The organism is Sphingobacterium sp. PCS056, assembly GCF_023273895.1.
Classification (GTDB): domain Bacteria; phylum Bacteroidota; class Bacteroidia; order Sphingobacteriales; family Sphingobacteriaceae; genus Sphingobacterium.
Genome location: NZ_CP096883.1, coordinates 938,902 through 961,666 on the forward strand (window position 1 = coordinate 938,902; position 22,765 = coordinate 961,666).

Below are 22,765 nucleotides of genomic sequence, written 5' to 3' on the forward strand. Positions count from 1 at the left end.
GGTATGAAGTTATCACTGAATACTTTTACTCATAGATATCTTTTTGATGACACCATCTGAATTTTTTAATGTCAAAATAGCCATGGTTTTTCCTTCAAAAATTTGTGGCTTTATAAGTAGATCACAAGGGTCGATATCCCTATAATTTACATCATTGACCGCAATCAATTCATATCCAGGGCTGACTTCTCTATTTAGATTGCTATCCCAAACAATTGCAACAATAGTTTTATTATTTTTAATAGTAAATGATATTGGAAAATGCATTCTCAACAGATCTATTGTATTATTGAATGGTTCGAAATAGAATTTTTTATTTTTGTAATCCAAGGTTACAGTCCCATACTTTAATAATTCCACTCCTATTCTAGAGTTGGAATTAGACGTGGTCTGAATAGATACATTTCTAAATATAGTACCATTTATATTTAATTCTGGTACACGAAGTAGATACTGGGCTGTGCTGTTTCCACTTCCGAAAAGACCAAATGGCCCTAAGCCACTTGAAACAGCCAATTCATCAAAAATTTTTTCCTTTTCAAGAACGGCATAGTGTTTTAAAGATAAATCAAACATGCCCTCCATCCCGGTATCAAAAAGTAACTCAATACTTCCAGTATCTTTACCCTTAACTTTCAATTTAAAGAAGGGAGAACTTTGTGATGGTGTTAAAAACAAATTAGATGCATATTTTTTATTTAATGACAATTTAATTCCGTCATCCGTTATAATGAGTTTTTGATCTTTTGCTAAAAACTTTATGATCGTATTTCTTAGCATATTGCTACCAATAAAGCCATCAACTTGATGACAATCAAAAATAAATGCATCTTCCGCTATTAAAGCAGGTACATCATTGAAAATAATATCACCTAATACAACTTTATTTAAGTTCACTATACTTAAACTATCCTTTTTATCATTTGCATCATTAATTGATATTTTTTTTAATATAGCAAGATTTAATTCATTGAACACTTTTCTTGTAATCATAGTAGGCGCTCCAGTATCTAAAATAAAGCGATAATTCTTACCATTGATAGATGCCTTAATAATTATTTTATCTCTAACAGAGATATAATGGATTTCAGAAAAATAAGATTTCTGTGTAGTAAAACCCTCACTTAATGTAAATTGATCTTGTGAATGACTATATGAAAAAATTAAGCTAAATAAAAAAAAAGTATATTTTAATCATAATGGCTAGGTTTAATTGAATAATAAAGATATCAAATATATCATTAAGAAATATTAATAAACAATAAAATCAAAGCAAACAAATACTTAAAAAAACTCTTAATCAGAATCATAATAATACTCATTACGCCATCTTGATTAGGAGTACGCAACTTAGGGTAATAAGCAACACCAACTTTGTCCATCAAACATCACAAACAATTTTTCAAACATTAAAAGTAAAAAACAGTTTATATTAAAAACTACCGATAGATTTTAAACAATAGGTGTTATGTGGAAAAAGTACAATATTAATGTGATCTTGTTTGTCTGTATACTAGCCGGTTGCAAAAATGTAAAAAATGATGCAGACACCCTCTATTATGGAGGTCCCATATTAACGATGGAAGACACTATTCCTCAAGTGGAAGCATTAGCAGTAAAAGATGGAAAAATACTTTTTGCGGGAACGAAAAAAGAAGCTATGAAATACGTTGGCTCCAATACGAATGAGGTCAATTTGGAAAATAAAACGCTCATGCCTGGTTTTATTGATGTACATAGTCATATCACTTCGCGTGCCGGTATGTCACAAGCGGTAGATCTTTCTCCCAGCCCATATGGCAAGGTAAATAGTATTGCAGACTTACAAACGACATTGCGAGACTATATCAGTAAGCATCAATTAGATGCAACGACTCCTGTGCTGGGTAATGGTTATGATGATGCCATCATGACCGAGCATCGCCATCCTACGCGTGAAGAACTCGACGCTGTCAGCAGTTCAAATCCAATTATCGTTATCCATGCTTCCGGTCACGCGAGTGTGATCAACACGGCGATGTTCAAACTATTACAGATCCCGGAAGATGTAAAAGATCCTCAAGGAGGCCATTATGGACGCAATCCAAAAACGAATCGATTAAATGGAAAACTGGAAGAAAATGCAAGTTTTACCGCATTGATGAAACTAACGGCATTACTTCCCAAACCTCCTGAAACAGATAGCCTCCCGCAATCAATGAAAGATTTTTTGGCTGCTCAAGATGAATGGTTTAGCTATGGGCAGACTACGGTTTGCGATGGAAGAACCATGGGGGTAGGACTTACTTTGCTCCGTGAAGCGGCTGCGAAAAAACTACTCAAAGCTGATGTTGTCTATTTCCCCGATTTTGAAGCAAATAAAAAGGAATGGCAATCGTTTTTACCGCATTATATGAAGTATGAAAACGGACTCAAATTTGGTGGATTCAAATTCTCGGATGACGGTTCGCCACAAGGAAAGACGGCTTGGTTGACACAACCATATCTCGTTCCTCCAGAGGGACAAAGCAAAGATTATAAAGGCTTTCCAATATTTACAGATGAAGTGCTCTACGCAGATCTAAAAACAATCTTTTCAAAAAATATCACGGCCCAACTCCATGTCAATGGAGATGCTGCGATTGATCAAGCATTGCGTGTCATCGGAAAATTGAAACAGGAAGGAATCTATAAACCTGAACTTCGAGCAACCCTCATTCATGTGCAAAATAGTAGACCAGACCATATTGCTAAAATTAAAGAAATTGGCGTAATACCATCTTATTTTTCGGCACATACCTACCTATGGGGTGATTGGCACTACAATAGTGTTTTTGGTCCAGAGCGAGCAGCATTTATCAGTCCTGCAAAAGCGGCTAAAGATGCTGGAATAACATTTACCATCCATCACGATGCTCCTGTGACGCCGCCAGATTTGATCACCGGTGTATATGCTGCAGTGAATAGAATAACTCGTTCGGGTATGGTACTCGGTGCTGATCAACGCATACCCGTGATCGATGCGCTAAAGGCGATCACCATCAATGCGGCATATCAATACCAAGAGGAAGATACCAAAGGTTCTTTAAAAGTTGGCAAGATCGCTGACTTGGTGATACTCAATAAAGACCCATTAACCATAGATCCAAAAGAGTTGAGGTCGATACAGGTACAAGAAACAATAAAGAATGGTAAAACAGTATTTAAAAGATAGGTATAATTATGAAAAAAATAATTAATGTCATACTCTTACTGTTGATCAGCCTCAGCAGCTTTGCTCAGGGTCATTACAATGGTTCATCCTTTAATCCAAACGATTATTTTGCTCCTCATGCGGGTTTTATTATTCCGGTATGGTATGGTTATGCCAATATGAACTACTATAATAAACAGGGGAATAAATCAGATCAATTGATCAATCCGACACCTCATAATCCAACGACCCTTAATATCGAGCAAAATGTCAAAACCCACTCCTTCATATTAATGGCTATTTATGGTGGCAAAGGTAAAATCTTGAATGCGGACTGGGGTATGATGATTATTCCTACCCTTAACAGTCCTACAGCAAGTATTGCATTAGATTATTATTCGCAACAAACAGGGGCTGGCCGCTATAATTTCACCAACAAAAGTCTCGGTTTTGGTGATATGTACATCCAACCGATTTGGCTATCCTGGAAAGACGGAAATTTTAAATATGCTTTAAATTATGGTGTTTGGGCTCCAACGGGAAAATATGAACACAATAGCCTAGATAATGGAGGGCATGGTTACTGGTCGCATAATATTCGTGGAGCTTTACAATACAAACCGCAACCCAAAATCAATCTGAGTATTGCACCAACATTAGAGATTAATCAGTGGCAAAAAGATACTGACTTCAAAGAGGGGAGCCATTTAACGTTTGATATGGGAGGTTCTTATGTACTCAACAGCCGTGGTGACGAAGTTGGCGTCTTTGGGCACTACACTAAGCAAGTATCGGACGACAAAGGTACAGAGGGGAGTTTTTTATCTGATCAAACAGCAGGTATAGGCGGTTTTGTTTCTTATTGGATTGTACCTAAAAAGATTGGTGCAATGGCACGTATCACACAGAATTTTGCAACAGAAAGTCGCTTTGGCGGAATGGCTGTACAGGCTGGTGTTAATATTTTAATACCTTCAAAAAGTGCTGACCATTAATAATCGCCCTTAAAACTTTATTATCGCGCCGTTCCTTTCATATAGCTTGACCCTCTAACCTTTTATGTCCTATACCCATATGAACCATCATGTTAAATATTTATGTAGAACTATATTTAAATTTCCATCTTAAGACCATCAAAATAAATTTATGGAGAAATAATCGCCAAATAATCATTATATTGAGTTCTTTGTTTTTCTCATAGCGAACAATATATAAACCAATTCATGATGGCGAACTTCAATCTAAACCGCAGAAAATTCATTCAAAGCACGAGCGCAGTTTTAACATTATCTGCATTGCATGCTAACGGACTAGCTTTTGCTCGTCAAAATAAAAACATGCGCGTAGGACTAATTGGCACGGGTTGGTATGGCAAAAGTGATCTTTTTAGACTTATGCAAGTCCATAATATTGATGTAGTTGCTCTGTGTGATGTCGACAGCAGACATCTACAAGAAGCAGGAAGATTGATCAGTGAGCGCCAAATATCACGAAAGGTTCCAAAGCTTTATAATGATTATAAGAAAATGCTTGCAGAAAATCAGTTGGATCTTGTGCTGATCGGCACGCCAGATCACTGGCATGCCCGACAAGCGATTGATGCCATTCAGTCGGGTGCCCACCTCTATCTCCAAAAACCAGTCAGCATCGATGTCCTAGAAGGTGAAGCCATCCTCCGTACAGCAAGAAAATATAATAAAAAGGTGCAGGTAGGTACACAGCGACGAAGCACTGCCCATCTCATTGATGCAAAAAATCGTATTATCGATCAGGGATTACTCGGTAAAATATCACATGTCGAGATGTGCTGCTATTACCATATGAGAAAAAATGGCAATCCACCATTGGAAGCTATTCCAGATTTCCTTGACTATGAGATGTGGACTGGTCCTGCTCCTTTACGTCCATATGACGGTTTGCCGCACGGTGGATGGTGGCGAACATTCATGGAGTATGGAAATGGTATCACCGGTGATATGGGTATGCATATGTTTGATACTGTCCGCTGGCTATTGCAGCTCAAATGGCCTAAAAAGATCAGTGCAACAGGAGGAATTTACGTTCAGAAAGAAGGGAAATCCAATATCGCGGATACACAGACGGCAATTTTTGAATATGATGATCTAAACTGTATATGGCAACATCGAACATGGGGAACACCTGCAGATCCAGAATATCCATGGGCATTTATTATCTATGGAGATAAAGGGACACTAAAAGGAAGTGTCATGAAATATGAATTTATTCCAGTTGGTAAAGGAGAGCGCATTGGTATGGATGTCGTTTTTGAGAAAGAAAAATTTCCAGCAGATCTGAATGAGCCCGGAATCGAATTGCACACCGCTCCTGCGACTCGGCAGCATATGCTCAATCTACTATCGGCGATTAAAAATGACCATCTCCCAGTGGCAGATATTGAAGAAGGACATATCTCAACGGCAAGCTGCATACTAGCAAACCTATCCATGCAATTGAAGCGACCAATAGTCTATGACCCCATTAAAAAAATATGTGTGGACGATCCAGAAGCGACCAAATTATTAAGAAGACCTTATCGGGCACCTTGGCAACATCCGTTTTTGGGATAACTAATTAAATCCTTGATAAGGATAAAATATAAGTTCGGCAATTTATATTAATTTTTGCCGAACTTATATTTAAAATTTATGAAAGAGATTGAAACAACTGAGAATTTGTTCGGCACAATCCCGCTCACAAGACTATTCCATTAAATAATTCCAACTTCTATGAATATCCTGTATCTCCCAAGATTCCACTTTAGTTTTGTAATTATTAAAATGAGTGGTATCCCATTTGGTGATGTGATATCCCCTGCAGAGCTTACAATAATAAGCTCTCTTGCAAGCATATTTTCCCATCCGATGTCTGATACGCTTACCGTCCGTCTTGTTTCTAATCCGTGATTTGAATTTAAATTGGAGCATTGCCCCCTGTGCTTCGATCATTGATGGAAATCCAACTTTTCCAGTTGCACGGCATTTCCATCTTCTCCCCTTTGCTGTCTCCATGATCTGTTCATTTAAAATGTTTATATTTCAGTAAATTATTCCTTTTCAATAGGCACCTGAAGCATAACCCAGCCCTTGATACGTTTAGCAATTTTTGCTGATACCTCAAAATCGACCTTCCCTTCAAAAGGAACTTTCAGTACAATCCGAAGCCTTCCCCCTTTCAAGAGATTGCAAGCGTGTATCATATCGGCAGCTACTGCATGATAGCGGCCTATCTTCTGTACAAATCCATTTGTGTCACGTACCACTTCATTTAAGCTCCGTTGCTCACAGGCTATAGGCTCACCCATGTCCGTCTTTAGGTAAAGCTGTACGATCGGCGTATTATTATTGTTCTCAAATGCAAATAGACCTAGTTCGGAATACATAATTTTTTGAGTGAGAAATCTGTTGTTGAGTAAAAATTCCTCCTGCTCTGGATCGATTGATTTTACACGAATAAGATCTATTTCTTCCGTTAGATCCGTTTCCGTTTCAGCCCCCTCTGCCACAGTAATTTCTTCGGCCTCATTTTCAATCGATGACATGCTTTGTAACTGTTCATTAAGAATTGAAATCTTGAGATCCCGATGCAGGACCATCCGCTCTAATTCAAGAATAGAGCACCTCCTTTTATGATCGAGAGCAACAAAAAAACAGCTTGTATACAAGATATTAAAGAACAGGACACCACCAAAAATGACCAATAGCGGAAGCCAGAGCCACTCATCCTTCGGTATAGCCACAGGTCTAATCACCCCAAATAAAAATAGTGTAGGCAGTAAACAGCAAGTGAAAAGTTGGGTAGCAAAACGTTTTTGTGGATTCAGTAACCAGTTCTGCTTTCTATCAAGTACGATGATCAATGCCCGGATATAAAAGAAAGCTAGGAATACGATCAATACATAAAACAGATAGCTGACAACGATCGAGGTGTTTTCAAGCCAGGCAGCAGCAGCCCCAAGGTAACCCAGATACCAGCATACACCGCCAAAGGCAAAAGAAGCAATACATAACCAAATAAAATCTGGATAATGCACGTCTACTTCCGTACCCTTGGGATACATGATCAATTGGCTACTTTTCATAATTAATAGTTTTAATCGCACACTGCCCCGTAGCTGCTAAATTATTAAACAGCTATGATATCAGTGTATTATGAAATTTCTTGTTAGTAAGAATTTTTCGTTATCTAAATTTAGCCAATATTTCGATAAGCAGTATACTTAATTAGGAAAACGTAGCAAACCTATTCATCAGAAAGTGGCAATAAGTATCTTAAATCAAAAAAACAAATCCCTTCGCTGTTGCAATTCCGGTTCTTATTGGGAAAAGAAGTCTCTTAATGTAAAAAATATGCTCTTATTGAAATATATATAACATTTAGACATAATAGCTGTGTTTATGGGTAATTTTAATTCACAATAAACAAATGATATAAATCACTGCTTATGAGAATAATAAACAAAAATTTCAGCTTGTTCAGTCGCAATTATATACTTATCATACTAGCAGTCTTAGTCACATGGTATGGACTTTTTTTAGCATCAACATTCTATTTACAGGTTTACAGTATTGGCATCCTTGTTTTGCTGATTCCTTGTTTGGAGATTCGTAGTCATCAGGTCGTGATGCAGCTTTTCTTTATTTTTTTTATCTGCATGATGATCAGCAGTATTTCAGTTTTTGATCGTCTGCACTATAAGTTGCTACTGGTTTCACAGCCGTTTTGGATCGCTTTAAAATATGGAATAGCTTTAGCTTTAGGTCTATGCAGCCTTGCATATTTCTTATGTTATAAAAATAAAAACCTGATCAAGCTTTGCTGTATTCAATTTCCGATCATGATTATTACCTGCACCTGGTATATACGTATGATCCTGATCTTGAATAACTGTCAACATATACCAAATGCAAAATCGGTACATATTCCAGCAGTCGTGATCCAAAAATGCCCAGCCTGTTGTGATATCCATGAACTATGGTTTTCATTTCATCTTGAAGGTAAAGATCACCATGTTTCTATGGATGTCAATCCCAGGTTGCATGAGCGTAGCAAAGAAGGTGATACACTTATACTGCAGGTGCACCCAGGTACATACGGCTGGCCCTGGTACCATAAAGATATCAAAAGGAGGTATAAATGATCGTAAGTCTACAGTCCCTTACACTACAGGTAGAAACCCTCGAACGTCTAGACGCAAAGGAAATACCATCTCGGTTATATTCCATTTCAGTAGCTTGTTCCGATAATTTTTCTGAGTCCTTGCACGCCTACAGTCAGGTGGGTAGTATTGATACCGCCCGTCAGGCGGTACGCTTATACCACACGCAATTACTTCGTCTGCACCAGAAACTCAATAGCTTCTGTTTGGATAGAAATATAGAAGATCGCAGTGCTTTATCAGCCCTAGAAGAACTGCTCGAACGGATTGAATTTTTGTTTAAAAATGATATCGATCCCAGTACAGCCCTTCCGAGTCATTATCAGCACAAGATTAGGACATATGTCGAGAACCATATCCACAGCATATTTGACAAATTAGCGAGCAAGCACATCCCTCAGGTATACCTGGACGAAATCCTTTCCGCAATTAACAGTCTTTTTGAAGAGGGTAAGATCCCTTATATCCAATATCGTCATCAAGATTATATCATCCAGTTTGTGGATGCACTGCACCAACTAGCCAAAGACGACCGCAGCAATAAAAACTGGCAATTTCGCTTTTTGGTATTGATGATCAACTTCAATTTTAACCATATGGGCTTTTTCAATCGCTGGAAAGAAATGTATGTGGACGATCCATACTTTATGGATGGCCTGTTGCGCTTTCCCAAACATTTCTCCTGTATCCGGGGCTTTGCTTACAATAACAATAGCACCAGTTTACTCAAACTGATGTGCGAATATGTCCAAACTACAACCAAAGGATCACACCACGCAGCCATTGATCAAGTCGAACAATACCTCCATAGTAACTTAAATGGCAAAGAGCTTACGCTCTGGATGGATCTATGCGTCAAAGCCGGTGTCACGCAATCTTCAGAAAAAAAGAAGTGGCCTATGAATTCTCTAAATTGATCAAAACCAAGGATGGAAAATTACTTTCAACACATAGCCTAACTAAAAGTGATAAAACTGCAGAATATGAAGCTGCCGCAAACATTGATCAAATATTAATGGTCATGCGGAGCGCATTACATAAAAAATTTCCTGATTTACGCAGTTAAATATGAAAAAAGTAGGGGGATACCCCCATTACCCCTACGATTCTTGCGAAATAGTATTGAAAAAAGTAGCCTAATTGATCTTGATACCCGAAATCATCAAGTAGGCAAAATCCCCTAAATTCCTTTCCATTACCCCCCAACCCATTCAAAAGCCCTTTAAAGCGTATATCACCTGGTAAAAACAAGCTTTCACTACCCCTACGGTCAGCATTTTTCCATATTATTTTTGTTTTGAAGCGTACGAATAAGCAGAAGCTGACGCTTAAACAGGTCGCCCCGTCACAACGGGGAGTAAAGGATAGTGGCGCCCTGTTTTTAAAAATAAATAGTAAAACGCCTGCTATAAATAGTAACGGTTAGGAAATAAATAGTAAAACAGCATAAATAAATAATTGACGCTATGGACACTAATAAAAACATCAATATAATATATGGGCTACTACGGATAGTTATGCTCCTTTTTTGGATCTATGTCGGTATAGACAAAGTATGGCAGCTCCATGCTTTTAAGATCGCACTTACCCAGCAGCCCATTATCAGCGATCTTGCACCTGTACTTTTCTGGTTACTGCCGGTATTAGAAGTAAGTTTAGGCTTATTGTTAGCATTTCCATCACAGAAAGTACAATCTTGGGGCTGGAAAGCTTCAATACTACTTATTTCAGTCTTCACTGTCTATATCGCGTTAGGTGTATTAGATGTGTATGAGCAGAAACCATGCATGTGCAGCAGCTTTTTGAGCAACGTCACTTGGAACACCCATCTCGTGATCAACAGCGTTATCCTAGCCTTATCGATACTTGGATGGGTATTAAATAAATCATTTTATAGAAGTGCTGACAAGACACCTTCAAATATTAAAACTAGCATTACCCTGCTTTTGATCAGCTTTCTTGTCATTAGTTCCTATACCTACAATAGTACAGCCCATATCCGGGCAATAAATCATTGGCATACACCGGACAGCCTATATGATCAAGAGCATAATACCGTCATGAGCCCCTTAAAAGGCTTACTGGCTTCCACATATGATCGGTACTTAGAACCGTACCGACAATTTTTTACCAAAGGTTTGCAGGCCGGTACAATTACTAACCAGTTATTGGTCTGCAATACAGAAAGGAGGATAGCAGTATGCTAACCAAATTTTTAAACAATTATGGCTACATGATATTAGGAGGAGCCATGATTTTCGGTTTTTCAGCATTTAAAAGTGCTGAGGTTTATTCAGGGAAAAAATTAAGCCCTGTCACTATTTACTTCCATGGAAATTCCCAAAGTCCAACGGAAGTGCAGGACGAATCTCGTTGGACAACCACCACAAATGGTCAAGACTGTAACACAGAAAACGTTATGGCTTGTGCTCAAGTTGTTGATGAGTCAGATCTAAATGCTTCAAATCAGTTAGATCCCTCCAAAATACAACTTGGAGCGACAAACACAACGGGTAGCAACTATATTCCTTCCCGGACAGGAGGATCTAGTAGCAGTCCTTTTAATCCAATCAATAAGGATTAAAAAAAGGTGAGAAGGGCGTCCCTACTTTTGTAAGTGACAAAGGTAGGGGCTCCTTCTTTATTATCAAATATTTCTATTGTGGATTTTGCTCTATCCCAGCCAAACGTATAATATCGTCTGGCAATGGAAGTGCGTAGGCGTTCGAGTTTGGCAACAACGTTTGTATTTCTCCGTTAACATTCCTCTGTATAACAATTTCTGCACCTTCTGCATTAAGCCTTTTTAGATCCATCCACCGCAAGCCCCTAAAAATCAATTCTCTTCTACGCTCTTTTAATATAATTGTTAGCACTTCCCTTTCATCAATTGAACTGTAAGGTTTAAAAATTCCGGTTTTGTAGCGTTTTTTCATCAGATAGTTCAAAGCATCCAAAGCCTTTTCCCTATTGCCTAATCTCAAATTACACTCTGCACGTATCAAATACATCTCATTAATAGCTATACCGGTAAACATCTTTGCTGAACCGGAATAACTCCCTTTAAATGTTGCTGTACCGTCAGGTGCAACTTTAAAAAACGCCTTCTTTCGAAGATCGTTACTATCAAATGATCGGTATAGTAACGTATCGATCAAAGCACGAGAGCTCGTCAAGTTGCTACTGGACATCAGTTCTCCATACCATACAGTTTCCTTGTTAAATATCGTAAATGGAAAGGAGGCATCTACATTTACCTCAGACAGGTTATTGTAATCCATCAGTTCTGGATATTTCTTTAGTACTTTGTCAGCATAAAGCAAAGCTTGATCGTAGTTGTGCATTGACAAATACGTACGTGCAAGCATCCCCATTGCTGCATATCGATTGGGGCGTAGGGTATGTGCAGACTTCTCTGGCAAAAGATCTATACATGCATTTAAATCTTCGATAATTTTTAAATAACATGCTACGACAGTAGAACGACTGGAGATCTCGTTAAAATCAGAAGAATTACGTAAAACAATACCCAAATCATCCTTAGATTTTCCTTCTATAAATGCTGGCGCATAAGTCCACAACAAGTACAGATACTGACTTGCCCTATAAAAGAGCGCCGAACCTTTAACTTCGTTGTAAAATGATTCATCTACACTATTTACCGAAATAGACTTGAGCCGATCCAGCACAAGATTACAATTATAGACTGCATTGTAACCCGAAGACCAGTCATTAGGATAGTTTCTGTAATAATTTTTCCAGATGTAGGTATTTTGTGCATAGTCGATCAAATTATCGAAAATCGACTGCTTCAAATAATAATCATCGGAAGATGCCTCTCCAAATGAGGAATAGGAAAGATTCATTATACCCGTATCATCCATCAACTTTTGCAGATCTTCAAGTTTAGTTGGTACCACTAGTCCATGGTTGGACTGGATATCCAAATATTTACTACAAGAAACGAGCAATAGGATCAGAAATCCTACCATCACTTTGATTATATTATTTTTTATAAGTATCATATATATTCACTTTTTCATTTATAACTACAACTAATTTGAGTTTGCAAAACGCACAAAATGGCGAAAATGTCATTTTCATCGATTTTAATAAGAGATATTGAGTCCAAGGGAATATGTTTTAGGTTGTGACAATCTATAAGGAAATTCAGGATCAAAGCCAATCTTATTTGATTTCCATATAACTCCAAGGTTTGAAGCATTGAAAGATAATCCTATATCTACTTTTCGTCCGCCAATAATACATGACTTACGCCACGATGCATTTATATACTCCAAACGCAAATGGTCTCCTTTATAAACATTAATATCTGAATTTTGATAAAACTCATCAGAACCTGATACTAATGGATACCTCATACCCGGTACATGAGTGCTGGACTCATCACCGGCTTGTTGCCAACGGTCTTCAAAATCAGGATACGCAGTACCTTGAGCAAAAAGAGAGTAATAAGATGTGACCGGTTTACGAATATAATAATCAGCTTTGTAACTCATATTTAAGGAAAGCGACAAGGATTTCCAACCAAACGTATTGATGATGTTTCCAAATACCTGCGGTTTGCTCGATCCAATGTACAACACACTTTCACTATCCGCATTACCGGCATTCGCGGCATTGCGGATCGCATTATAATCTGTACTCAGCTCACCATTCAAAACTCCTTGCCCCTCTCCCTGATTATTTAATCCCATCCATTTATATGCTGCCAAAGCGTTCAATGGTTTTCCAACAATTGGTGTAATTGTATTTCCTGCACTTAGAAATGAACTGATGCTACCCTTATTTTTATCAAAATAGGAAGTAGTCTTATTTCTGTTTATGCTGACTAACAACCTGCTATCCCAAGAAAATTTTCCAGTTAGATTTTTCGAATTGATCTCGATATCCATCCCCTTTCCTACCATAGAAGCAACATTCTTTACTATAGTTCCCTGTTTTCCCCAAGTCGTATAATCATATTCTGTTTGCCCATAAAGATCTTTACCGTTTTTGATATAATAGTCGATCCGTGCTGAAATCCTTGATTTTAGAACACCGAGATCGACACCTATATTTGTGGTTCCAACTTTTTCCCATCGTAAACTAGGATCGTTTAGATTACTGATCTGAAGCATGGGGTAATTACTATAATTAGCAACCCCAACATAAGCAATGGGATCTGGCGACCTTCTTAGGTCCACATTACCGCTCAATCCATAAGTGGCTCGCATTTTCATAAAGTCTATCACTTTTATCTTAAAAAAACTTTCCTTAGATACATCCCAAGAAGTACCTACAGACCATAATGGAGACCATTTATCATTAGCATTTGCACCAAAGATATTTGCACCATCTCTTCTGATGCTTAGAGACAGTGCGTACTTATCTAAAAATTTATCAGTCAAATTGCTGTACATCGAGACAAAGCGATTCAAGTTTTTATAAAATTGCGGAGCTCCAGGTATACTTCTGCTCGATAGGTCCGGTACCAATGTAAACCTACGGGTAAAATCTACAGGACTGCTGGAAAGAGGCAAATCATGATAGCCATAGGCAGTATATGAACTACCGGTCGCCTTATGCTCCCTGATTTCGGCACCAAGAATACCTATCAAATGATGCGAACCTATTTTTTTATTAAGATCAGCTTGTGCCCGTAGAGTATAGCTTTTAGTATCCCCTAAATTATTTCGTTTGATTCCTCCCACAGGAATATTATATACAGAAGCCATATTTTCAGTCCCGATCGTCGTATATTGATTGATCAGCCTGCGCGCATCATAGCTTTGTACAGTACTCAGATCATCCGTTAATATTTGTTGATTCTGAAATTGACCGCCTACATTTAAGTTTAAAAATGTAAATAACTTATATTTGAGATTGAGACTAGAGAACCAGTCATTTGCCAAAGAATTCTTTTGGGCATACTTGTTTTCGGAGAGCGGATAATAGTTCCAGTCCAAATAACCTTTACTAAACTTGTCAGCTAAATAAATTTTTCTATAATCTTTTTCAAAAGGAATCTCATTTCCTATTTCGTCAAAAAAAAGATCATACGGGACCTTTTTACCATTGTAAGTTAATGCGCCATAGTCCGGTCTCCCGATATTGCTATGTTGATTGGTATAGAGTACATTCAGATCAATCTGTATCTTGTCAGTTGGCCTAAAACTATTGGAAAGCTGGATATTCAGCTTTCTATTAAAATCGTCAAGCTCAGATTTATTTTCTGTGTAGCCTGCTCCAAAAGAATACGTATAACGGTTGCTCCCACCCCTGATGTTCAAGCTATGCTGATTGACAAATGGAACCTGGTAGAATGCGTCCATAAAATTACCTCTGCCATCCTGCATTAACAGCATATCCATAGCCTGTGTCGAATCTAAAGGGGTAATCAAGTTACGCTTTCTTCTATCTAATATATCAATCACAGGTGTGACAGCTAGATGTGGCATATATTGTAAATTAGAAGTATAGTAACCTTTGTCAAATAAAAATTTTTCAACTTCCATAAAATTCCTATTGTCCAATTGATACAACTCATGCAGATTAGGTTTTTGTTTCCAGATCAGATTAGAAGACACTGATATGTCTGTTTTTGACTCTGTGTTATATACTCCCTTTTTAGAGGTAATCACGATAACCCCATTTCCAGCACGTGCCCCCCAGATTGCACTTGCAGCGGCATCTTTTAATATGGAAACACTTGCAATGCCGTTCGGGTCAATATTATCCATATTACCTTCATAGATAAAACCATCCAATACGATTAAAGGATCGAGATTTCCATTAATGGTACTTAGTCCTCTAACTGAAATATTAAGTTTCTGTAAATCTGTATTCTGGATTGCCTGATTATCAAAGCGAATGGCAGTGGTTATATTATTCAGACGTTGGAGGATACTGGTCCCGACCTGTTGATTCAACATCTTCTCATCCAGCACATCAACAGCCCCTGTAACCTCATTGGATTTTAAAGTCTGATAACCGGTATTAACCACAGCTTCATCCAGATAATTTATCTTTGGTTCCATTTCTAATATACTTTCATTTTGAAAATAAAAAGCCGTGATCGTTCTGTCTAGATATCCTATACATGAGATCGTCAAGGAATCATTCCACGAACTGATCTCTGTTGAAAACTTCCCTTCAAGTGTACTGACAGCATAATTATTCAGGGTATGATTTTTAATAGATGCACCCACTAATCCTTTATCTGAACTTTTTGAAAAAATTATACCCTGTACCCAATTTTTTTTCTGCGCCATGCTTTGAAAGCTTACCAGGCTCAGAATCAGTATAAAAATATTTTTATTCATAATCTGGATTTACTATTTGGCTGATAGATAAAAGTAAGGAAACTCCATTTTTCGCTTTTCGTAGTTGAGAATAATGCCCTTTGATTTCAGTAGAGCAATCCTTTCAGAAACAGTTAGATCAATAAAATTGCCAGGCAAAATAAGGTCCACATGCTGACCGTAAGGATCTTCGATTATGATCGGTTGGTCCAGATACGGTCTTAAGAAATTTGCAATACCATTGAGGTTTGTATTCTGTATAACCAGATTCCTATTACCTTCATATACCCAAAATATAGGCATACCTCCTTTCGTTAACAGCGCATTATCATGGCGATCTATTTTAAGATTATACACTCCTATTTCTTCATTTTTTCTTACTACATCAAAATGGAAATTGTCAATAAGTGATTTTCGAAAATGCTCGTGCACAACTTGCTCGTCTACCGAATCCTTTGAAAAATACTGGTACCAGTATTTTTGATTCTGTAAGTCAAATAATTTCTTGATAGACATTTCATCCACACTTGGATCAAACACGTAGTTTTTTGATTCAGAATCTTTTATTTCATCCAAAAAAGCATGCTGGTACATCAATCTCAAGGCATAATTACCAACTTGATAAAGGGTCTGCCCATTAATATAATGTACATTTGGATAGATAGGATTGTAATTTACCCTAAAACCTGAGAGTACCGACATATAGTCAAACCCTGCAGTATCAGCCAATAATGGGATATTTTCGAATTTATTATTTATAATATTACCCATGCTCTGAAATGGTAATGTACCATCTTTGATCATTTTGCTGATATTTCTGTCTGAAAGATTATCACTATAAGATGTTCCTATAAATTCACCCCTTTTATTTATAATAGCTGAACGCGGAATGGAGTTATGCTCAAACAGTGCTGTAAAAATAGTATCATCCAATAGTGTTGGTAATGATGGAGAATAATTATGGTCAGCTTTATATTTTTTGAACCTTGCTTTTATCTTCTCAGGTGTATCTTTATTGCGCTTACTGTTTACAAAAATTACAATTGCATCCTGATCAAAACGGTTTTGTATCAATTCAAACTTTGGCATTCCTGCAATACAGGCCGCGCATCCCGTAGACCAAAAATCCAATATGATCAGCTTTCCTTTCAGATCTGAAAACTTGATGGTCTTCTTTTTGCCATCAAAATAGTTGAGTTCCAATGTTTGGTTCCAAACAGCATCAGGGATCTTGTCACCAGGTTTTAGAGCAATAAGATGAGATAACCCATCAGCCCCGCTGTCCTTGCGGGGCGTCTGAGCTGATAAACTAAACATAGAAAACATCAGAACTAATAGCGAGTAAGTCCTGATACTCTTCAATTCCGTTAAAACACAATCAAGAAGATTGAAAAATAGAAGCACCCTTAAAGAAAAAGCCCTTCCTGTTTTCATTATCGTAGACTGAGTACGTTGAACAACAGCATCACTACTACTGGCAAGCGATCGATTTAAGATTGATTTAAAGAGGTTTGGCGCATTATTAATGAAAAACCATCCATATGCCTGACTAAATACATTAAACCGCTTAAAAGCGCTTATTTGAATTAAAACATTCTTCAGGCATCGATCAAGTATAGATGAAGCATAGATAGAGCGTGGATAGTGCGTGGATAGTGTATCAACAGGTACCGTTTTACGCACTATCCATGCTTGACCATTACTTAGCATATGCACTACGCATGCTTGGGAGATACATGAACAACGGTGTTCCCATGCTGGTCTACGCTCCGACTGTAGATCCACAGCCAAGCTACTGGCTTTAGTAGCTCTTTGGTACCTTCTCAGTAGCTTCTCCGTACCCTCTCGGTACAGGATTGGTACACTCCCCGTGAATACCCCGTACACTAACGGTACACTCTTGGCCAATCTGAAAGTCCTATTTTGCTTCAAATTCAACAAAAAATACAGTAAAGCTATTTGGATCTGATTCGTACTTTGTTTTAACCTTGTTCGTACCTTGTTTTGAACTTCCCCGTCCCTGCACCGCAGTTGCAAAGTCCCTGCACCGTCCATTTCCCGGGTCAGGGACGGGAAAAAGGCGGTGCAGAAGCGGTGTATAGACGGCTTTCGGTAAAACAGCGTCCGAATCTGGTTAAAAGCAGATATGGATCTGGTAGCTGCCAAAAACTGCTCCAAAACATCCATTTGTCCCTTCCTGAAAAAGGTTTACAAAAACCGAATATTAAAACCTTAAATTTAGTATTATGAAACAGCGTATGACAAAACGTAAATCAGGGGGACAACAAGTTTACAGCGACAGCTTCAAGATCTTAGTTTCCAGGGAGTACCTAACAGGCAAGTTTAGTTATTCCCAACTTGCAGAGAAATACAATCTTCCGGGAGAAGCGACTCCTCGTTATTTTATGAAATGGTACCAGCAGTGGGAAAGCAATCTAGATCTGGAAGTTCCACAGATTGTAGATTCGGAAGATCCCGGGATAAAAAATGAACAAGAGCTCAGGGATGAGCTTTTTGAGGCAAACCTCAAGATTACCGCCCTGGAGATACTGATCAAAAAAGCGGAGGAGCTCCATGGGGCTGGGTTGGTAAAAAAGTCTGGGGCCAAATCGTCCAAGAAATGAAGTCGTGTTACCAGAATATTTCGGTGACCAGACTTTGTGGACTATTTGGCAGAACTAGGCAGTCCTATTATAAATATATGGGCAGAGAGCAGGAATATTCCGTTCGCAGCGGACTTGTATTGGCCAGGGTACGAGAAATACGGAAGGACTCCCATCGCATGGGTGCCCTTAAGCTTCGCAGCATACTGACCAAAGAAATGGGCAGCGCGATGATTGGACTGGGAAGAGACGCTTTCTTTAGGCTGTTGCGTGAGAATGACCTTTTGGTCAAGTGCAAACGCAGGTATGCCATCACGACCCAATCAGACCACCGTTTCAAAAAGTGGCCCGATCTTGTGCAACGTAGGCAAGCCCTGCATCCCGAACAGATATGGGTGAGTGACATCACCTACATACGCATCCGGGACAAATGGATCTACCTGTGCCTGATCACAGACGCCTATTCCAGAAAGATCGTGGGCTACAAACTTACTCACAGACCAACAGCCCAGGCCTGTATATCAGCGCTCCGGATGGCCATAGCGCATAGGATGTACCCACAGAACATTCTGACCCACCATTCGGATCGAGGTATCCAATATTGCAGCACAAATTATATCAGTATATTGCAAGAAAACGGTATTGCCATAAGCATGACACAGTCCGGAAGTCCATACGACAATGCTGTGGCAGAAAGGTTAAATGGTATCCTAAAAAACGAATATCGGATGGCCGAGACTTTTCCAGACTACAAAACTGCGCTTAACCAGCTGGTCAAAGCAGTCAACATATACAATCATTTTAGGCCACATATGGCCTGCAACATGATGTCTCCACAGCAGGCACATCAGGAATGGAAGAACCAAAATGTTCCTGGACTCTTTCAGCGACGTAGTCCGGATGCAAAAAAGTTCCGCATCAAAATGAGGGAAACAGTGGCTAGGCAACGGACAACTGATAACAGTAAGAAAAAAGACAATGACAACCATATGCAGTAGAAAGAAATAGAATGTAAAATATATATAGTAATCTGTTCGGTATATGTAAACCTATTTCAGTATAAGACAATTTGACGATTTACTGCATTTCTTCGACCTTTCTTCGCCCTTTCTTCTAGCCTTGTTCTACCTTCACTCGAGGCGGCTTCGAGGTGGCTTCGACTCTCCCTGCACGTACGTCGAAGCGGACTCGAAGCCCACTGGGAGCCCACTCGAAGCGACCTAGAAGATGAGGCGAAGTTGGTTAGAAAAAAGTCTGAATACAGTGATCGATTATCTTTTAGCACTCGACCAGTACACTTGCCGTATAATTGGCAAGCATACTTGGTCAGTGCCCGGTAGATGGAGGGTAAATATATTTTGACTTGTGTCAGTAAATTTATTGCTTTCATAATTTATTTGTTAATGGTTTTTGGAAACTGCTTAAAAACATCGAAGATTTTTAAGCGTTTTAAAACCGCAACCTATAAGCATAGCATCCCCTGCCCGATAGAAATCAGATGTTTCAGGGTCTAATATGACTCAATGGTCACAAAGACTAGTTAATAGTTAATAAAAGATTCAGATCGCGTTTGAAAGAAGAAATCAAAAGGTTATAAATGGGCGTCACGCAATCCGCAGTTGTAAGGGCCAAAGCATATTTGGCAAGACCGGCCGAGCTACTCGGGGGCAGTGATAATGTTTTTTGATCGTTGTTTTTGAGAATTCATAACTCGCTTTTTTTAATTTAAACGAGTCTCTTAAAAAACTATAGCTAGGCCCTATGCTATCGCCGTGCAGGCTTCCGAGGGCCTTAGAACCGATAAACAATAGGGCCCATAACGCTATAGTGTGCATCAAAAATACACAAAATATCATTACGGGCATTGAAGACCTACTGTCTCGTTCTTAGCAAAACTCGGAATTTGCACGAGAGACTCTTGTACTCAACACCTATAATCAGACACTGATCTGATTATCAATAATCAAAAATAATAAAAATTAATTAATAAAAAGAAACTATTTGCGGATTATTAATTGATATTGAGTATTCTTTTGTAGTTATGAAAGCCTACAATGCTAAAATAACGTCTGAAAACATTAAGAATCATTTTGAAAAAAGTGGATTAACTATCGAAGTATTTGCAAATATACTAGAAGTGTCAAAAAGATGGCTTGAATACATTTTAGCTGGAGAAAAGAATTATGAATTTGCTCCAAATACAATTCAAAAAGCATGTGACTTTTTTATTACTGATTTTAGAAAGTTTACTACCGAACTACAAATTGTACCAAAAAATTTTCGCGAGTTCTTAAAAATGAAACATTCTAAAAATAGTGAATACAGCAAAATACTATTTGATGCTCCATCTGTTCCTTTCATTATAAATGAAATTTTGATAAAAGATCATGAATTCATTAGTAGTAAAGGATTAGAGTTGAAATCTGTAAAACAGATAATATGGAAATATTATCCTGAACTAAAACTCACTAATCTATCAAGTGACCTACAAAAATCTGCCTCTATTCATCAAAGTTTACATCCAACTAAAAAAAAGAAAACAAATATTTATCGGACAAAGGAACAAGTGCAAAAACATTCTTGATTCATTTCTCCAAAAAAAACGAAGATTTTTACCTTCCTCATTTACATAACACATGCTTTAGCTAGCAACTTTATATAAATAACTTTTTTAAAAAAACCTTTAATAAAAAAACTCCATGGTCAATTTCGCGGTATGACGGAAGTAATCTCCCGACGAACTTGACCATTTCTCCACGTGGGGAAATCATACAGGCACCATTCCCTTGCATTTTCCCGAGTATCCATATTAATTTGTCATCTCGGTGAATCACTCAGTCCTTCCTCCTCCCCCTTTCATGAACAACAAAAAATCCTAGACATGTTGCGAAGCCACACAGTCAACAGTGTACTGTATTTCCCTGGGTGTTCAAAACATTTCCCCTCCCCTCTAAGTCACATCGGCATAGGTATAAAAGCTTTTCTCCATCGTCGAAACCTCCAGGTCATAGCGCGAAATCATGCTTTTGTTACTTATTAAAGCTAAAATTGACTGTAAATCAAACTTGTATAAGGTATGTTATGTTATCGTCTTCCGGCATCCGACCGCGTAATTTGAATTCAATAACTACCATTACATACTGCTTCTTTGGTCCGGATACGTTTCTTTTTCGTTCTTAATTTGATCTCTCATAAATAGGAAAGGAATTTTCTTTGCATCAACTTCTGGCCCATAGGGTTAAAAGCTAGTTTACATTTTTTAATAAAAACAATTACTTTTCCCATAATTGGGGATTTTTCAAAGGATTTAGGGTTGAGAAAAACTATAAACCAAGTCACCATCAGACCGAAATGACTGGCAAAAATCGAACCGTAATATCCACCTCGTAAGTTTGTTTTGTTGCCTGTCACAATTATTTAGTTACAAGTTTCTCAAAAAGATCGTAGTTTCTTACACCGAATCTGACTAAAAACGCTTATATTTATCATAAAGGTATCTGCTTTTTCCAATTTCAAGTTAATAGTATTGAAAATAGCTAAACACCAAAATTTTTTCATTTTTCCAAAATTGCTTTTTGCCGCAATTGAACAGAAAAAATACTTTTCGGATTAAAGGAAAATTTTTTAACTTTATCAAGTTCTATTAGATTTATAACTATTTATTTAATAATTAGCTAAAAACTGTAAAACTTTTTCAGTATCGACAATTTATAAAGTTTTTTATGGACGTGACAATACACACTATTTATCATAAACTACTGCAAACAAAGGTTACTTCAAAATAAATAAATTTTATTAACTATGAAAATCATATTATCGCAATGGACAGCAAGTTAAATTCATCTGTAAGTATTATATATATAGATGGTGATGACATATACTCTATTTCAAGAACACAATTTCAAGAATTGGTTGACGGAGAATTAGATATTAAAAATAGATCCGTTTTACAAATCTATTCCTGCTCTACAATAAAAATTCAGAAAGGGAAATTAATATTTAATACGAGCTGGATACCAAATGATCCATTTCCTTCCGTATTATCGGTAAGTAAAAATGCATCCCTAATTGTTCATGACACGTTTTTAATCTATTCTGGATCAAAAGTGTATATAAATAATAGTGCCAAACTGGAACTTGGAAGTGGCTACATTAATAGTAATCTAAATCTTAGTTGCTTTGAAAGTATAAAAATTGGAAAAAATGTTGCAATTTCCGAAAACGTCACAATAAGGGATTCGGACAATCATACCATTTTACCAAGCAAAAATCCAAAAACTCAACCTATTGTTATAGGAGATAATGTTTGGATAGGTGTGAATGTTACCATCTTAAAAGGAGTAACGATCGGAAATGGAGCTGTGATTGCGGCTGGGGCTGTTGTTAATAAAGATATTCCGTCTAAATGCTTAGCGGCAGGAGTGCCAGCAAAGGTCATTAGAGAAAATATTGATTGGCAATAATCTGATTTGAATTATTTCAAAGAGTTCAACAAAACAAAATATATTAA

17 protein-coding genes are annotated in these 22,765 nt (G+C 37.7%); 11 read left to right on the top strand and 6 right to left on the bottom strand.

From position 1 onward, the window contains the following. Window positions 1-12: 12 nt before the first annotated feature. The gene (locus MUB18_RS03960) at window positions 13-1,164 is read right to left on the bottom strand and encodes a retropepsin-like aspartic protease (protein ID WP_317233185.1); all 1,152 of its coding nucleotides are present in this window, start codon (window positions 1,162-1,164) and stop codon (window positions 13-15) included. Window positions 1,165-1,468: 304 nt separating this feature from the next. Between MUB18_RS03960 and MUB18_RS03965 the strand changes: the two genes are divergently transcribed. The 3 genes from MUB18_RS03965 (at window position 1,469) to MUB18_RS03975 (ending at window position 5,760) form a co-directional block, all read left to right on the top strand. Then, window positions 1,469-3,193 (top strand): amidohydrolase, encoded by a 1,725-nt coding sequence (locus MUB18_RS03965; RefSeq protein WP_248755028.1) that lies wholly within the window; start codon window positions 1,469-1,471, stop codon window positions 3,191-3,193. Between the two features lie 8 nt (window positions 3,194-3,201). After that, window positions 3,202-4,167 carry a transporter gene (locus MUB18_RS03970; RefSeq protein WP_248755029.1) on the top strand — a complete coding sequence of 322 codons (966 nt, stop codon included), beginning with the start codon at window positions 3,202-3,204 and terminating at the stop codon, window positions 4,165-4,167. A gap of 228 nt (window positions 4,168-4,395) precedes the next feature. After that, window positions 4,396-5,760, top strand: a complete 1,365-nt coding sequence (locus MUB18_RS03975; RefSeq protein WP_248755030.1) for a Gfo/Idh/MocA family protein — start codon at window positions 4,396-4,398, stop codon at window positions 5,758-5,760. Between the two features lie 132 nt (window positions 5,761-5,892). Here MUB18_RS03975 and MUB18_RS03980 read toward each other — a convergent pair whose 3' ends face one another. Together MUB18_RS03980 and MUB18_RS03985 are read right to left on the bottom strand one after the other, a co-directional pair. Beyond that, entirely contained in the window at window positions 5,893-6,201 is a 309-nt protein-coding gene (locus tag MUB18_RS03980) for a hypothetical protein (RefSeq protein WP_248755031.1), read from the bottom strand. Between the two features lie 35 nt (window positions 6,202-6,236). Beyond that, complete coding sequence (locus MUB18_RS03985) at window positions 6,237-7,271, bottom strand: hypothetical protein (RefSeq protein ID WP_248755032.1); 1,035 nt, start codon at window positions 7,269-7,271, stop codon at window positions 6,237-6,239. Window positions 7,272-7,634: 363 nt separating this feature from the next. Between MUB18_RS03985 and MUB18_RS03990 the strand changes: the two genes are divergently transcribed. From MUB18_RS03990 to MUB18_RS04005, 4 genes are all read left to right on the top strand, one after another. Further along, window positions 7,635-8,330, top strand: a complete 696-nt coding sequence (locus MUB18_RS03990) for a hypothetical protein (protein WP_248755033.1) — start codon at window positions 7,635-7,637, stop codon at window positions 8,328-8,330. Further along, window positions 8,327-9,265, top strand: coding sequence for a hypothetical protein (locus MUB18_RS03995; protein WP_248755034.1), 939 nt, complete (start codon window positions 8,327-8,329; stop codon window positions 9,263-9,265). Before MUB18_RS03990 ends, MUB18_RS03995 begins: the two co-directional genes overlap by 4 nt. A gap of 549 nt (window positions 9,266-9,814) precedes the next feature. Continuing rightward, a complete protein-coding gene (locus MUB18_RS04000) occupies window positions 9,815-10,555 on the top strand; it encodes a MauE/DoxX family redox-associated membrane protein (RefSeq protein WP_248755035.1) in 741 nt (246 codons plus the stop codon). A 26-nt stretch (window positions 10,556-10,581) separates the two neighbouring features. Further along, window positions 10,582-10,932, top strand: coding sequence for a hypothetical protein (locus MUB18_RS04005; RefSeq protein WP_248755036.1), 351 nt, complete (start codon window positions 10,582-10,584; stop codon window positions 10,930-10,932). A 73-nt stretch (window positions 10,933-11,005) separates the two neighbouring features. Here the strand turns inward: MUB18_RS04005 and MUB18_RS04010 are convergent, their stop codons facing one another. The 3 genes from MUB18_RS04010 to MUB18_RS04020 form a co-directional block, all read right to left on the bottom strand. Continuing rightward, window positions 11,006-12,373: a RagB/SusD family nutrient uptake outer membrane protein gene (locus tag MUB18_RS04010; RefSeq protein ID WP_248755037.1), complete on the bottom strand. Its 1,368-nt coding sequence runs from the start codon at window positions 12,371-12,373 to the stop codon at window positions 11,006-11,008. 84 nt (window positions 12,374-12,457) lie between these two features. After that, window positions 12,458-15,622: a SusC/RagA family TonB-linked outer membrane protein gene (locus MUB18_RS04015; RefSeq protein ID WP_248755038.1), complete on the bottom strand. Its 3,165-nt coding sequence runs from the start codon at window positions 15,620-15,622 to the stop codon at window positions 12,458-12,460. A 63-nt stretch (window positions 15,623-15,685) separates the two neighbouring features. Then, window positions 15,686-17,839 (bottom strand): TlpA family protein disulfide reductase, encoded by a 2,154-nt coding sequence (locus MUB18_RS04020; protein ID WP_248755039.1) that lies wholly within the window; start codon window positions 17,837-17,839, stop codon window positions 15,686-15,688. Between the two features lie 59 nt (window positions 17,840-17,898). On the opposite strand from MUB18_RS04020, the gene MUB18_RS04025 reads away from it, so the two are divergent. The 4 genes from MUB18_RS04025 (at window position 17,899) to MUB18_RS21900 (ending at window position 22,718) form a co-directional block, all read left to right on the top strand. Continuing rightward, window positions 17,899-18,276: a transposase gene (locus MUB18_RS04025; RefSeq protein WP_248754091.1), complete on the top strand. Its 378-nt coding sequence runs from the start codon at window positions 17,899-17,901 to the stop codon at window positions 18,274-18,276. Beyond that, a complete protein-coding gene (locus MUB18_RS04030; RefSeq protein ID WP_248754092.1) occupies window positions 18,273-19,253 on the top strand; it encodes an IS3 family transposase in 981 nt (326 codons plus the stop codon). The genes MUB18_RS04025 and MUB18_RS04030 overlap by 4 nt, the downstream gene beginning before the upstream one ends. Before the next feature lie 1,043 nt (window positions 19,254-20,296). Then, window positions 20,297-20,839, top strand: a complete 543-nt coding sequence (locus MUB18_RS04035; RefSeq protein ID WP_248755040.1) for a hypothetical protein — start codon at window positions 20,297-20,299, stop codon at window positions 20,837-20,839. 1,237 nt (window positions 20,840-22,076) lie between these two features. After that, window positions 22,077-22,718: an acyltransferase gene (locus MUB18_RS21900; RefSeq protein ID WP_317233177.1), complete on the top strand. Its 642-nt coding sequence runs from the start codon at window positions 22,077-22,079 to the stop codon at window positions 22,716-22,718. Window positions 22,719-22,765 lie beyond the last annotated feature (47 nt).